The following is a 13,370-nucleotide window of genomic DNA, read 5'->3' on the forward strand; positions in this document are numbered from 1 at the left end:
CCGTTCTCATCGCACCCAATCACGTGACCGCGCTTTTCTTCGCGCTGCTTAGTGGAGTCGTGGTGCTGCTTACAGAGGGGTTGCCAGTTTGCTTTATCCCAAAAGAGCTTTTGAGCCTTTGCTATCTCATCCTGTTTGCCGCCATTGATGGCTTCTTTCAGCCTGTGTGGTTTGATGTGGTCAACGACAGTTGCGGCTACCGCTCTGCCCTGCCGATGGCACATAACGCAGAGAGGATGTGATTTCAGAAATGAGAGCCTGGCTTTGTCCCAGCGGCTGTTATAGATACGTGGCTCTGACATCAGAGTTTCCTGCTGGCTGGGTGTGTTTATCCCTCGGCAATGGTGAGACCACCAGCCGATGATTCAGTGTCTTTATGCTGAAAATTGAACTCAGCAAGCTCAGTTTTCAGAACAAAATAAAACCGCCCGTAGGCGGCCTGTATTAATCGCTACCGCAATTACCACCGCTATCTGACGAGCTGCCAGATTCGTAGCCGCCACTGCATGAATCAGAGCTGTTTGAGCTGCTGTAGTCATTGCCAACGTAAATCGGGCTGATGGGGTTAAGCGGGTTCATCAGGTCGCTGCCTGCGCCAGTGCTGCCAGTCATGCGGCGACGGTGCTCTTCATCACGGCGGCGGCGACTTTCCGCGCGGCGACGTAATCCTGTATCAGATAAATAGCTCATAGCTTTTTCTCTCTATAGTGTCGGGTTCGCGACGCTTCACAGCGTGGCTAACCGTTATCCCTTGTCGGAGGATTCAATAGGCTTCACGTGCGAGAACATGAAGCCGTCATAGGGCATCGGAAGGTTGCACACCATCCAGTTAACGAGATCAAAGAACCATTCAGGCACGCCATTAGCCGCGCATACTTCAGGCTCCCCTGATTCGATATCCCTGATGTAAACCGGTACGATATTGGCGAACAGGCCAGTGTGCTCCCACTCGCTCTTTTTAACTCTGCCGAACAGTAATGCCATGCTTACCTCAAACATTGCTCTCTGATGTACTGCTGAAGACCGGCTATTTGCTTTCCGGCGAGTTCGATTCGACTTCTGAGGATGAAATAATCCCGTTCAGCGGTGTCAGTAAGTCCGGGGCTGGTTGCATCATCCATGCCGGCGGCGCCGGAGGCGGATTGCTTCGTGCAGGTAGCGTTGAGCTGCAACCGGCGCTTGCCAGAAGCAACGTCACGCTCAAGCTGGTCGATAGTTGCCTGAGCATTGGCTAATTCCTTTATGTATTTGGCGTCGAGCGCGGCAACATCGCGCTGGCGGACCTGCATATCGTCAATCGTCTGCTGGCGCTCGGTAGCCAGGCTGTCAGCAGTAACGTATTTCCCGTGGTAAAGAATTGCTACCCGGCAGACCACAATGAGCGCCACCAGCAGCAGGCCGATAATTAATGTTCGCCAGCTAAAGGTCATAGGGACCATCCGCCAGGCACATTGAGCGTTCCATGTCGCGCCGGTTCATCAGCCCCCTGAATTTCATGCCTCCGGCATAGACCCAGCGACGCAGCTCTTCGCATGCTCCTTCCTGATCGCCCGCATTCAGCTTTTTAAGAAGTGTCGATTTAGAGAAAGCGCCGGAGCCTACGTTGTAGGTGAAGCTGTAGAGCGAAGCGCGTTGATATTCATTCAGCGGAACCTTAACCAGACCATCAACCGTTTGCTTTACCGGCTTCAAGTCATTCCACAGCAAGCGATCACATTCGCGGTCGGTATACTTCTTACCTTTAATAATGTCGTTGCCTGTATGTCCATCACAGACCGTCCAGACACCAGCCACATCTTTGTAAGGCTCGTATACGCGTCCCTCTACGCCGTCTTTACCACCGATGAAGAGCGAGGCGATAAGCATTGAGCCGCCGCCCGCTGCGGCAATCAGTTTGTTACGCAGGCTGGCTGACATAGCCATAATTATTCCTCTCCCAGCTTATCGGACGGGATATAGCCGCGCTGCTCCAGCGCCCTTATCTGAGCGAGAGAAACTTTGCGCTTAAAATATGCGTTGATAGCAAACGTCATCAGAGCCAGAACAATACCGGCAATAACGCCTACCGCACTCCATTCATCCGGGCTGAGGCGAGTTAGCACGCTATTGGCCACAGCTGACCCGGCCGCACCGTATGCCGCTCCTGATGCTAGTTTGCTCATTTGGTTGATACTCATGGTCACCTCCGTGATTACGGTCGGTGCTGTCTGTAGTCAGAAGAAAAAATGGCGAACCTCCCCACACAGCAAACGGGGAAATCTCGAAAGTTTTGGGAGGACGCCAAAAGAGGTCCGGTTCATCCGGTAAATTTGGTGCTTTCTGTCAAAGGCACCCTTAGATGCCTTTTGCACAAAGCTACTTTTGGGCTTTAACCAGCGGCCACAGGAGAGCAATCACAACACAGATGATTGAGCCATCAGCCAGGACAGACATCATCCGGCTGGTAAAGTCGATGGCGACAACCAGAAACAGCAGTACAGCTATCGCCAGCCAGCGCAGCCGGGCCATTACAGATGGTTTTCCAGACGCAGGCCCAGAACGTTGGCGATCTCTTCCAGCACCTTGCGTTCTTCAGGCTCCACTTCGCCGTCTGCTTCAGCAATGGCTACGGCAACATCAAGCACATCTTCAGCTTCACGGGTGTCGTGCTTAACATCTTCGATTTCACGAAGCGCAGCACGACGACCAATTTTAAAATTGGTGTCCAGTTGGCCGACGATCGTGGCGCTGATGGAATTAATTTCAGAGGTGAAGGCCGCCAGTGCAGGCTGGTTACGCAACACTTGCTCAATCTTCGCTTTTTCTGAGGCTTCACATTCGCCATCTGCATACGCCACCAGGTACGCAGCGTTAACAACGGCCTGAGCTAAATCACGCTTTTCAAACTTTTTGATATCGCTGACTGCTTTACGGGCTTTTTTACCGAAACCGAACATAGTGACTTTCCTTTTAGCGGGTGAGCCAGCGCTCAGGAGTAGTCAGCCCACAGAGATAGTCACACTGACCATCACTCTGGCTCACCCCTGAAAGGCTCTGTGGTGTAATGCGCCGAGCGTGGCGCGGAAATGAAAAAGGCCCGCCGAAGCGAGCCTTTGTACATTTGTTTGTCAATTTAATGAGTTAGCACCTTTTGCACAAAGTCAAAAGCCATAGCTACTACATTTCCCGTGTCAATCCTTGAAAGTTGACTGAGTGAAACTTGAATATTTCCCCCGCGTGCTGTGCTTCCCCTTCAGTACGCGGGATTTTTTTTGGCTCCCTGACGCAAATCGCGGTAACAGCCTTGCCCGTCGGCAACAGGGAAAACTCTTTCTCTCAAGCAATCTCAAAACCGATAAGTTTTGAGTTTTCGCTCTCCACAATATGAAAGGCGCTACAGGTTTGCAGTCCTGGACAGATGCGATTAAGCGTCTGCGCTCAGTGCCTTTGGTATTGTGTGGAAATGAAAAAACCCCGCCGTTTGGCGAGGTTTCTAATTTAAGAAGCTATGCGTTGTTACCACTCTTAACAGATTACATAGAGAAATTCGTAACGAAAAGCAGATTAAGCGATTTCTTTGAAAATAGTTTTCTTCGTGGCTTCATCGATTTCAAGACGGCAATCGGTCATCAGTATGCAAGCGTCAATAAACGTTTCTGCGATCATCAGCTTTTGCCTGACTTTACCTTCGGAACATTTAAGCCAGCGAGCAATAGTGGACTTAGACACGTCATAGCGATAATGCGCCATGATTAAATCCAGTTCATCCAGCCGCCCTACCTTCTTGAGCATGCCGACTGCGGTATCAATGATCATGCCGTCGTTATCGCAGCATGAAAGACGGCTGCTGGTGCTTTTAGGCAGCAGCGTAATAAACATTGGGCTGGTTGGATTCCAGCTAACCTGAGTGCCTTCATTTGCGGCCCAGCCACCCCAACGCTCTAATACCAGTTGAATGTCACGCATATTAAATCTCTCTCCACACCTTTTATTTTTTATCTGCCCCGATGACGCCCACTGCAATTGCGTGATCGAGAAACCTGAACAGCAGCTCAATCTGGCTGCCATATTTGCTTTCAAACTCCCTCATGTTCCGGTGCAGCTCATCGTGATGCGCTCTGCAAAGCGGTATCACAAATAGGCCATGCGCCTTCGTCCCAATTCCTCCCTGACCGTGCCCAATGATGTGGTGCGGATCGTCTGCCTGCTTACCGCAGCAGGCGCACTTTTGCGCTTTTACCCAGCGCGTATACTTCTCGCTTTCCCAGCGCCTACGCTTTGGACGAAGCATAAATGATTCAGGCGACTCCGGGTCTGCCGCCAGGCTGATAACCTTCTTCACGACTTCCCCGGCCTCCTGCAAAACTTCCCGGCCCGGACGCTCTGGCGTAATCAGTGATTCCTTCAGCGTGCCGGTAGCCACCTGCTCTGCCTTCATCTTCAGAACGCGGCGCGCCGGCGCTTCGGGGACAAGGTCGATTACGTCTTTGATGGATGCCCACCAGCACAGTTCGGGCAAGGTCAGCGTATGGTTAGCATGCAGGCCCATATCGAGACACGCACTGTGAATGATCCACGCTGCGACGTTCGCCGCGGCAACCTCTTCCATCTCACCAGATACGCCGTTATTGCGCAGCTTGTTGTCATGGTGGTAGCAGAGCGACAGCACGCCATCTTCTGTTTCAAGCGTAGTCATTTCGTGGAAGTGGAAGCCGTCGCCGTCATCGCACTGGCATGCGTTAATCATGGCCACCCAGACAGTAAGATCGGGAAAGCCACCAGCTGCGGCAATAACACGCTCATGGCGGAAGAAGGAATTCAGCAGCGGATCATCCAGTAAGGGTTGATTGCCATCGTTGATTTTCCCTGAAGGCAGGTCAGCCATATCACTAGTCGGCGTGCTGATGAGTACGCGGCCACGAAACAAGCTCATCAGTTCTGAGCCAGGCTTGAACAGGACTATCCCGGTTCGCGGCGCCACTTCCGGTGTGAGAAGCGCCCTCATGCGTTGCCCGCCAGTTCTTTGTCATGAGTAAATTCACCATTCCAGGACTGCTTCATTGGCAGCTGCCCTTTCAGATAGCGGCGATAAAGCCACACTGCGCCCTCACGCAGCAGAACGGGCTGGTAGCTGGTGAAGCTGGCCGCCGATGACGGATTAATCTGGCTGCTCTTCTCTGTGAGGTATTTATCGCGCGCCTGAGAGCGTACGCGCCAGTGAGCATAGTTCCCGTTAGGGTTGTCGTCATAGAGCCAGTTGGACTCCTGCAGGTATGCGCTTACCCTGCTGACGTTCACACCGTTCAGTCGTTTGCAGAACTGAACCGGCGAAAGCCCATCACTGAAAAGGTTCTCAAGGTGGTCGATATACTGGGCCTGTCGATGCGTGAGCACTTCGGCCTGTTGTTTCGCCTCCATTGCATCAGCCCACGCGCGCGCCAGCTTAATCGGATCGTTCATGTCCGGCAGCAAAAGCCCGCCGACTTCTCTGAGACGAAAATAACTGTCCTCTAGCCCTTCAAAGAATGCCCATGCTTCATCCGTATCGACGATTTTGGACATGCGCGCGGCGCCCTTCTCTGTCCATAGCGTCAGGCTTCTGGTTTTGGATGAAATTTGTGCGTGACTATTAGTCACTCGCAAATCGCGGAGCTCGTCGCCATCCACAGTGAAGATATGAATCCCTTCAACAAAACGACCAACGTTGCGTGAAAGGTTTTTACGGATGTTGGCTTCGTCAGTGCCATAGCCTCTGGCTAATAGCTCAGTGGTGATCACACGCTGATCGCGATACATGAGAACGGGAACGCTAACTGAAGCGTTCGAAGAGATAACTACGGGGTTTACGCCAGACGCAGCTGCGCCCAGTACCTGATTAGGCATATTTTACTCTCCACACCATTTGTTTTATCCGGTCCCGCCCCCTCATCTGCAAATGAACGGGACCAACCTTTGCCGGCAGCGTCTGCAAACGCTTATCTGCATAACCATCATAATGGTTCAAAAATAAATTTCACGACTTAAGTGTATTCACCGATTTTTATATGCGAAGCCAACGTCCTAAGGCAACAAGGCTATACCTTAATCAAGACGCTCATTCTTCAATCAAGACGCTCATTCTTCAAAACAAGGGTTACCTGACCGAGCCACTTACCAAAAAGTGCTGAATTTTTGAATACATAATATTATGCAACGTGTGTATTTTAACTCAACTAGTACCATTCTTGGTAAACTAAAAAAATGAAACATTAACTAATTAAGGCTTTAACTAACGGAAATTTAAAGGATTGAGCAATCACACTGAAGAACATTGCACGCCAAGTTCAATTTTTTTGATTTATTGGCTGTTAGTTTATTTCACATGTATCTAAAAATGGAAATGTAAAAATCGTCAAATCCAGCTTATCGCTATTTTTTTAATTTTATCACTTTAGCTTAGAGCATATGTTCTGTAAAAAAAATATTTGTCTAATCTTGAGTTATGCTTGAAAATAGCCACATATTAACAGAGGGAACTTTAATATGAGTCAGGACTTAAAGGTTGGAGCTTTAGTAGTGCTGGGTGTTTTTTTTCTTTTAGGGGGTATTAACGCTTACTCGAAAAAGCAAAGCGCAATTAATGAAATTAGTTCATGTGCAACTATAAATACAAGCAATGCAGTATCTAATGTCGAAAGAGACTTATTGGGCAGGCATGACACAAGCTTGTTTGGAGAGGAATTTATTACTCTTGATTCCATCCTCTTCCATAATGAAACGATTGGCAAACAAGGCACAAGGGTCATCGTCCCTTTCACTCTGATTCGCTCTCAAGGTCAAAGTGAATATGAGGCTGAAGTAAGATGCTCTGACTTGAATATCATTAAATACATAAAATTATAAATCTAAAACGATTTTAAAATATCTGCTTCTGCAATCACAATAACTTTAATGCACTTAATTTATCTTTGAAATTCTCAAAGACTCACACAGCAATCAGGTGATTATATGTTAAAACCCTTGAAATACTACGTTGGCAAGGACAGGTCAAATAACCTCCTTTTACATTGCGAAGATTGCAAACATTTGCCCACTTCAGATTTCCGCACCTTTATTGGTAGTTTTTACACGCCGAATCAGGCATTTTCATTAGCGGCTAGGAAATTTTCATCTCTAGAGCACTGTACCTTCTGCCAAGATGAATCGAAACATTACATAAATGATGAAACACGTTTTCCATATGTATATTTCGACTCTACGATTTCATTAAACAAAGGCAAGAAAACATTAAAACCAGTACATCATTCCCCCCCTACTAAGAAACCCAAATTTTGATTTTCTTTATTTTAACCTGAAAGCGCCCGAAGGCGCTAATTTCTTAAATGCAGACTGAAAAAAAATATCACTAATTGTACATTATCAGAAACGGCAGAATTAACTTTACCCCGTTTCTCCCATATCTGGGATCGTCATCTGTCCCGCCAGTTCAGCGACAGCGGCGCGGAGCATGCGGATGTTTTCCCAGGTTGATTTATCGGCACGTTCCACCAGGGCGATAAACTCTGCCATGGTCATTTCCGTCTTTAGACGGGTCTCTATAGCTACTGAACTGAAGCGATTGAACTTCTCCATTAACCCTGCATCGTCCAGATCGGGATACTTAGCGGCCACCCAAACTTTCAGCTCCGCGTTTTCCAGCTTTTTCTGCTTCAGGCGCTGTGCTTTGGCAAGAATCTCCGCCGGCACCACCACTACCGATGGATTTTCGAACGAGTCCGCCGCCCAGGTGTGGGCGTAACGCGACTCCTGAAACGGGTAAATGTCTTTGTCGCCAAACATCGCAGCTGCGCAGGCCCAGACTTCAATGCCGCTTTGCTCAAGGATGCCAGCGCGGGTTAGCGGCATGTTTTCGTCATACTGACTATCAGCGTTTACGGCAGACGGCGACGAACCAGCGGGAATGCCTGAGCGATATTCGGTGATGATGGCCATAACTTCTTCAATGTGGCTCAGGTCGATAAGCAGCGCGCCTTTACCCTCTTCCGCTTCGCCTTTTTGAGCGTCACATAGCAGTTCCACTAGGCGACGGGCGCGGGCAGCGCTGAACTGCGGCATTGCATCTGCTTTGGTCAGCTTCTTCTTACCGGTCGCCTTCGCCTTATCCAGCTGCGTTCTGGCTACACTCCCAGCCTTCACCCCATGCTCACGCACCAGCGCCACTGCAGTAGTCGCCGCGACCTCTCTGTTTTTCACCATGGCGATCAGCTCATCACCGGAGGTAAGCAGCTGCAGGTGATGCTCCACGTCAGCAATAGAGCGCTTCACCTTCTTCGCTATCTCTGCCGGTTCCATACCCTGATTGCTCATGCGCTGATAGGCTGCTGCGCGCTCCAGCGGTTCCAGCGCGCGCCCCTGGCTGCTCGTGACCATGAAGGCGATGCGATCGGCCTCGGACCCTACGAAATCTTTGCACTCCAGGCGGATGTCATAGCCAGCTTCTTTCGCCAGCAGAGCGCCGTGGTAACGATGATGACCGTCGATGATCTTAATGCCCTGCTCAGTGACCTGCACAGCGAGCGGAGGCACATGCTCGCCAGCGATGAAGGCATCGCGGAATTCTTCGACGTGCGTCTGGTCAATTTCACGGATGTTGTAACCACTTTCGACATACAGCTCATCAACGCCCAGCAGGTAAGTTTTGCGGGTAGTGATGTTGGTTTCGGTCTTTGCTTTGTTGTCGTAAATTCTTGCTAAGTTAGTCATTTGTTTGCCAGCTCCCAGGACAGGGTAACGATCAGCGCGGCGATCATCAGGGCCGCAGTGCGAATGCTTTGGTAAAAAATCACGTTGCGCTCGTAATGGCGCAGCACACGGGCTTTCATCAGATGCCACCCTATGCGTCGGCGCTCGGCTTCGGCCTTAATGCCTTTGCTTTCTGCATGCACATCCGCCGGCGCGCTACAGCCTGATCACGAAAGCGAGGCTTAGCCGTGGCGTCCATCGCGTTCAGCCATACCGTTGCCGCTCGGCTCCAGCAGTTGCGAGCCTGAAGGGACATAGCCAGTTTGCTCAGGCGCGCGTATTCAGCGTCTACAGCTGTTGCTTCTTCAACCAGGTAGTAGCGGAACTTTATGTCCATGTAGACTTCGCCCATTGCTAGCAGAGTTTTCCCTGCTTCGCGTACAGTTCGCACGTTCGCCTTCATCCCATTCGCCAGTTCGGAAGCTGTCAGGCCCGGATGCTCTTTCAGGTACGCCAGAATCATTTGTTCAGTATTCATCGTCGCGTCTCCTGTTAAGCGCCACGGAAGCCATCGGGGATTTCGTAATTAGCGCTGGGCATTTGCATCACATCGCGCTGCCATTTGCCGTTCACGCATGGTGGGCGCCCTGATTTATCCCATTTCGTCGCGGACTGGAGATAGCCAGGGAAGTTTTTGGGAATGAACAGAGTTGCTGGGCGCAGATACTGGGCCTGCTCAGTGTTCTGCCAGTGTGCGTTTTTATAATCGACCACCAGTAACAGCTCACCGAGCTCATAACCTTCTGCCAGCCGCGCACGGATATTCTCCAGGGATGATTTGCAAACCTGAAATTTGGCTCCGGTAGTTTGGTTAAGGTGAACAAGAACCTTCTTAGCGTGATCAGTCAGTTCAACATCGCGGTCGGGTTGCGCAGCAACCTGACAAGAATTCTCTGTTGTACTCTCTGTAGTAATCTCTGTTGTATTCTCTGTAAGAGTGGGACAAATTGACCCGATGGATTGGGACAACTTGTCCTTATCCATAGGGACAAATTGACCTTTTCGATCAGGACAATTTGTCTCTCTCGATAGGGACAAATTGTCCCTATCGGCCAGCAAAGGGCTTGAGTAGTTAATTGCGTAATAATTAGTCTGGTCGTGCTGCCTTTTTTTAAGCTGCTCAACATAAATCAGCCCCATCTTTTTCAATGATGAAACCGTTCTTTGTATCGTCTTCGCGGTCCACCATGGAAACTGCTCATTCCAGGCATTAATGCTGTTATAAACCCAGCGTTTGCCGTCATATTCGATGCCAGAGGTGGTATCTTCCAGCCAGTAACAGATTTGCTGAAGCACGATGGCTTCATTCAGCCCGATACGGCATGCCAGCACTGGGCTGATGACTAGCGGTTTTACTTTCAGAAGTAGACTCATGCTCTGCCCCTACTTCCCTGAAATTGCGCTGAAACTGGTCAAGTGGGCTGAAGCACTCACCATGTTCATAGTTGTCGCGCAGGTAGATAACGCGGTTTGTTTCAGGTTCCCAGCGAACGACACGGACGATAACGCCGCGCTTGTCTTTAAACCTTCGGTTGAGCTCGCGCATTTGGTTAACCCCAGTTGACGGTGTGACTCACCCACAGCCCACTCTACAAAGCTGTGGTTCACCTCTTCGCTGCATCCGGGTACATTAAGCACATACCGCAGCGGCTCCTGATTGAAACGGCCACCAGCCGACGGCAGGCACCTAAATTGCGGAACAGGATGGAATCTGTTTAAATTGACCATGCGATTATTTCTCCACACCAAGTGATTTGGTCGCAACTGAACGCTCCGGGCTGCAACCTGGGGCGTTCGCCTTATCTGGCGGGCAAAAAACGCGATACAGCAACGTAAGATGCTCCTGCCACTTAGCCATTACCTGATAGCTGTTCTCCTCAATCTGCTCCCTTTCAGCCGCATCAATCACGCCGTCCTCAGTGGCTTTACGCAGATAGGCTGAATGCTTGCCAATCCACTCAACCGACTCCATCAGGCGTTCGTTGATGTCGGCGTTATCAACATCCTCGATCTCGACCATCGGGACATTTACGCTGTTCGACTGCCGCGAAACCGCGTCAGCGATGTATTTCGTGCCGCTGGCCTGTTGAAGAACCATCGCCCAGCCCATAGGGAATATCTGGTCGCCCTCAAGACGCAGGCGGTTAAAGAGCGCGTTCTCTGTGATGCCCAGCCATTCAGCTGCTTCCGCATAACCGCCAGGCATACTGGTGATGGTTTTACGGATCGCAGCAACAAGCCAGGCTGGTTGCTTTTCTATTTGCCACTCAGGTTTACCCACGGCTAAGCCCTCTCTACTGTGGTTTCGCTACGGATGGCGTAGCTGTTAAAGTCTCGGTGCTGGTCAGGTAGCGCTGGGGATAAAGAATTTCCAGCTCGCTGATCTCGCCTTTAAAGAACAAAGCCAGGCGCTCTGCTACATCCAGTGATGCCACCTGCAGACCGCGCTCAATACGGCTCAGGTTGCCTACATCCAGATGGATGGCGCCGGCTACTTCACTTAGTGTTCTGCCTTGCGATTTACGCAAGTTTCGTAACGGTGAAGACATTTTTAACCCCCTTAGTTGCGTAATCCGCATATTATTTCATGCTAGCGGATTGCGCAAGTTAATTTGCGTTTCATGCAAACCAGCCATTAAATAGGCACATGAACATAGGAAATCGAATCAGAGAACTGCGGCTTGCGCGCGGGCTTACAATGAACGATCTGGCTGATGCCGTAGGCGTTGACCAGGCGAACATTTCACGCCTTGAGACAGGAAAGCAAAAATCCTTTACCGAGCAATCGCTTAATAAAATAGCTAATGCGCTAAATGTGAGCCTCGGTGAATTATTTATTCCCTCCGATCCAAAAAATACTGTATATAATAACAGTAAGGATAAGGTTAAGGTTAAGGTTATACAAGGGGGGGATGTGTATCGTGTGGATTTGCTTGATGTAAATGTAAGTGCTGGCCCAGGAGCCTTTGTTGGTAGTGACATAATTGATGTCATTCGCTCTATTGAGTACAACACAGAGCACGCCAAGAACTTCTTCGGCGGTAAACCTGCGACTGCGGTCAAGATGGTTAATGTCCGCGGTGACAGTATGTCGGGCACTATCGAGCCAGGAGATCTGGTTTTCGTGGATGTTTCAGTGAACCAGTTTGATGGTGATGGGATTTATGTGTTTGGTTTTGATGGAAAGATTCACATAAAGCGCTTACAGATGGTTCCCGATAAAATCGTCGTCATTTCTGACAATACCCGATATCGTGACTGGTTCATTGATGAATCGAATGAGCACCGCTTTTATATTTTCGGCAAGGTCATGATCAGCCAGTCGCAATCCTTCAAACGACACGGCTAACCCTTCTTAACAAACCTGATAAGCCCGGTTCTGCCGGGCTTTTTTGCGTCTTTAACATTTACCCCTTGCATATAACGCAATTTAATACTTGCGTTATATGCATATACGCATTATTGTTTTCCTCATCAGCGGTTACTTACGGATTTTGAGATGAGAATGGTCAAGAACATGAGCAACACCAAGTTTTGGGACCTGATCACTTTTCTTTACCTGTTCCCGGATGCCGAGCTGGTTTGCGATGGGGATGTGGGGATCGTGTTGTTGGAGTGCTGTGTCGATATCCCGGCAGCAAAGCCGGTTTTTTGATGGATGACGGTGTGTTGTTTGGCGGTTTCTTTAGTTCGCAATCTGATTTAACCGCTCTTTTTTTCACAATGAAAAGGGCATTTGCAAAGCGGGTGTTTTCGAACGCTTAGAGACGTGGAGTGAATGCCCTCCTCATTGTGGTGAATGCGGCTAGCGCACGCGGAGAGCTGGCATCGTGATTATCGTGCGATGCTCAGAGTTTAAAGGTCACCGCTCTGGAGTTCGCCAGCTTGGCCAGAGCACCGGGAGGCACCCGGCACCACAATACCCTTCGATGTTTCGGTGTGGAGAAATCAGGCTGTGGGTTATTGCAGTAACCCACCAGCCCTTTAAGCGAATCCCTCAGTTTTTTATTGCCGTCACTGGCAAGGGATTCATGCAATCAAAAATCGTGTGGAGAATTTAAAAAATGGTTTTAACACTCAGCAGACCGGCGATGCTTTCAGCGCTGCTTTTTCAGGCCAAAACCGATCCTCGCTACTACCTGATCGGAATGTGCTTTGCCCCAAACAAAAAACTTTATGCCACTGACGGACATCGCCTGTTTGTTGGCGAGCATCAAACCGAATCAGTTGAGCAAAACATTATCGTCCGTCTCAAAGGTCCAAAGTTCACCCGTTTTGCCAGAGCTGAAATCGACACTGATAACGGTGTAGTTACCTATTTCGACAGTCTGGAACAGCGCGTAAATCTGGGGCTGTGTGAGGTTGTCGACGGGAAATATCCGGATGTTGACCGCGTCATTCCAAAAGAAAACGTTGCCGTTACTGAAATCGGCTTTAACGCCAGATACCTCGCCGACGTTGAGAAAGTCGCCAAGCTTTATAACCCGAAATTCGAATCAATCTGCATTAAGCCCAATGGCAATACGTCTGGCTCTCTTATTGAGATCAGCACCTACGGCGAAAAAGCGAAGATTGTTCTCATGCCTCAGCGTTTGAGCTGAGTGGAGCGA

At 49.7% G+C, this 13,370-nt stretch carries 21 protein-coding genes and 1 pseudogene; 4 read left to right on the plus strand and 18 right to left on the minus strand.

Translation table 11 applies throughout. The features are described from left to right. The 11 genes from JS46_RS23315 to JS46_RS08590 all read right to left on the minus strand — a co-directional run. Positions 1-302 (minus strand): HNH endonuclease (locus JS46_RS23315; protein ID WP_033750694.1); only part of this gene is annotated, 302 nt, incomplete at its 3' end. 142 nt (positions 303-444) lie between these two features. Continuing rightward, on the minus strand, positions 445-690 hold the full coding sequence (locus tag JS46_RS24130) for a hypothetical protein (RefSeq protein WP_152560684.1): 246 nt from the start codon (positions 688-690) through the stop codon (positions 445-447). Between the two features lie 54 nt (positions 691-744). Further along, positions 745-984 (minus strand): hypothetical protein, encoded by a 240-nt coding sequence (locus JS46_RS08550; RefSeq protein ID WP_033749676.1) that lies wholly within the window; start codon positions 982-984, stop codon positions 745-747. 2 nt (positions 985-986) lie between these two features. Next, a complete protein-coding gene (locus JS46_RS24730; RefSeq protein ID WP_033749678.1) occupies positions 987-1,430 on the minus strand; it encodes a lysis protein in 444 nt (147 codons plus the stop codon). Further along, a complete protein-coding gene (locus JS46_RS08560; protein ID WP_051905598.1) occupies positions 1,420-1,923 on the minus strand; it encodes a lysozyme in 504 nt (167 codons plus the stop codon). Before JS46_RS08560 ends, JS46_RS24730 begins: the two co-directional genes overlap by 11 nt. Before the next feature lie 2 nt (positions 1,924-1,925). Further along, positions 1,926-2,177, minus strand: coding sequence for a phage holin (locus JS46_RS08565; RefSeq protein WP_051905599.1), 252 nt, complete (start codon positions 2,175-2,177; stop codon positions 1,926-1,928). 178 nt (positions 2,178-2,355) lie between these two features. Then, positions 2,356-2,508 (minus strand): DUF3927 family protein, encoded by a 153-nt coding sequence (locus tag JS46_RS24135; RefSeq protein ID WP_033749680.1) that lies wholly within the window; start codon positions 2,506-2,508, stop codon positions 2,356-2,358. After that, positions 2,508-2,936, minus strand: coding sequence for a tellurite resistance TerB family protein (locus tag JS46_RS08575; protein ID WP_033749683.1), 429 nt, complete (start codon positions 2,934-2,936; stop codon positions 2,508-2,510). The genes JS46_RS24135 and JS46_RS08575 overlap by 1 nt, the downstream gene beginning before the upstream one ends. A 607-nt stretch (positions 2,937-3,543) precedes the next feature. Beyond that, a complete protein-coding gene (locus JS46_RS08580) occupies positions 3,544-3,945 on the minus strand; it encodes an antiterminator Q family protein (RefSeq protein WP_033749685.1) in 402 nt (133 codons plus the stop codon). Between the two features lie 22 nt (positions 3,946-3,967). After that, positions 3,968-4,984, minus strand: a complete 1,017-nt coding sequence (locus tag JS46_RS08585; protein ID WP_033749687.1) for a DUF968 domain-containing protein — start codon at positions 4,982-4,984, stop codon at positions 3,968-3,970. Next, positions 4,981-5,862: an ORF6N domain-containing protein gene (locus JS46_RS08590; RefSeq protein ID WP_200879027.1), complete on the minus strand. Its 882-nt coding sequence runs from the start codon at positions 5,860-5,862 to the stop codon at positions 4,981-4,983. The genes JS46_RS08585 and JS46_RS08590 overlap by 4 nt, the downstream gene beginning before the upstream one ends. A 639-nt stretch (positions 5,863-6,501) precedes the next feature. Between JS46_RS08590 and JS46_RS08595 the strand changes: the two genes are divergently transcribed. Beyond that, positions 6,502-6,861, plus strand: coding sequence for a hypothetical protein (locus JS46_RS08595; protein WP_033749690.1), 360 nt, complete (start codon positions 6,502-6,504; stop codon positions 6,859-6,861). Positions 6,862-7,398: 537 nt separating this feature from the next. On the opposite strand, the gene JS46_RS08600 is transcribed toward JS46_RS08595, so the two are convergent. The 7 genes and pseudogenes from JS46_RS08600 to JS46_RS08625 all read right to left on the minus strand — a co-directional run bounded on the left by JS46_RS08600 (position 7,399) and on the right by JS46_RS08625 (position 11,309). Further along, on the minus strand, positions 7,399-8,721 hold the full coding sequence (locus JS46_RS08600; RefSeq protein ID WP_033749692.1) for a chromosome partitioning protein ParB: 1,323 nt from the start codon (positions 8,719-8,721) through the stop codon (positions 7,399-7,401). After that, positions 8,718-8,840 carry a hypothetical protein gene (locus tag JS46_RS24735; protein ID WP_255351571.1) on the minus strand — a complete coding sequence of 41 codons (123 nt, stop codon included), beginning with the start codon at positions 8,838-8,840 and terminating at the stop codon, positions 8,718-8,720. The genes JS46_RS08600 and JS46_RS24735 overlap by 4 nt, the downstream gene beginning before the upstream one ends. Positions 8,841-8,851: 11 nt before the next feature. Next, entirely contained in the window at positions 8,852-9,238 is a 387-nt protein-coding gene (locus JS46_RS08605) for a PerC family transcriptional regulator (protein ID WP_033749693.1), read from the minus strand. Positions 9,239-9,252: 14 nt separating this feature from the next. Next, positions 9,253-10,134: a conserved phage C-terminal domain-containing protein gene (locus JS46_RS08610; RefSeq protein ID WP_033749695.1), complete on the minus strand. Its 882-nt coding sequence runs from the start codon at positions 10,132-10,134 to the stop codon at positions 9,253-9,255. Beyond that, a pseudogene (locus JS46_RS23325) lies at positions 10,130-10,306 on the minus strand (DUF4222 domain-containing protein); the annotation flags it as partial. The gene JS46_RS08610 and the pseudogene JS46_RS23325, both read right to left, overlap by 5 nt. Positions 10,307-10,492: 186 nt before the next feature. Further along, on the minus strand, positions 10,493-11,041 hold the full coding sequence (locus tag JS46_RS08620; protein WP_033749696.1) for a YmfL family putative regulatory protein: 549 nt from the start codon (positions 11,039-11,041) through the stop codon (positions 10,493-10,495). 13 nt (positions 11,042-11,054) lie between these two features. Further along, positions 11,055-11,309, minus strand: coding sequence for a helix-turn-helix domain-containing protein (locus JS46_RS08625; RefSeq protein WP_033750701.1), 255 nt, complete (start codon positions 11,307-11,309; stop codon positions 11,055-11,057). Between the two features lie 98 nt (positions 11,310-11,407). Here JS46_RS08625 and JS46_RS08630 point away from each other — a divergent pair, with 98 nt between their 5' ends. The 3 genes from JS46_RS08630 to JS46_RS08635 all read left to right on the plus strand — a co-directional run bounded on the left by JS46_RS08630 (position 11,408) and on the right by JS46_RS08635 (position 13,361). After that, entirely contained in the window at positions 11,408-12,109 is a 702-nt protein-coding gene (locus JS46_RS08630) for a helix-turn-helix transcriptional regulator (protein ID WP_033749697.1), read from the plus strand. 168 nt (positions 12,110-12,277) lie between these two features. After that, positions 12,278-12,415, plus strand: coding sequence for a hypothetical protein (locus tag JS46_RS24435; RefSeq protein WP_200879036.1), 138 nt, complete (start codon positions 12,278-12,280; stop codon positions 12,413-12,415). 409 nt (positions 12,416-12,824) lie between these two features. Continuing rightward, on the plus strand, positions 12,825-13,361 hold the full coding sequence (locus JS46_RS08635; RefSeq protein WP_033749699.1) for a hypothetical protein: 537 nt from the start codon (positions 12,825-12,827) through the stop codon (positions 13,359-13,361). Positions 13,362-13,370: the final 9 nt, after the last annotated feature.

Origin of the sequence: Pantoea sp. NGS-ED-1003, assembly GCF_000738765.1 — a bacterium.
GTDB classification, from domain to species: domain Bacteria; phylum Pseudomonadota; class Gammaproteobacteria; order Enterobacterales; family Enterobacteriaceae; genus Pantoea; species Pantoea septica.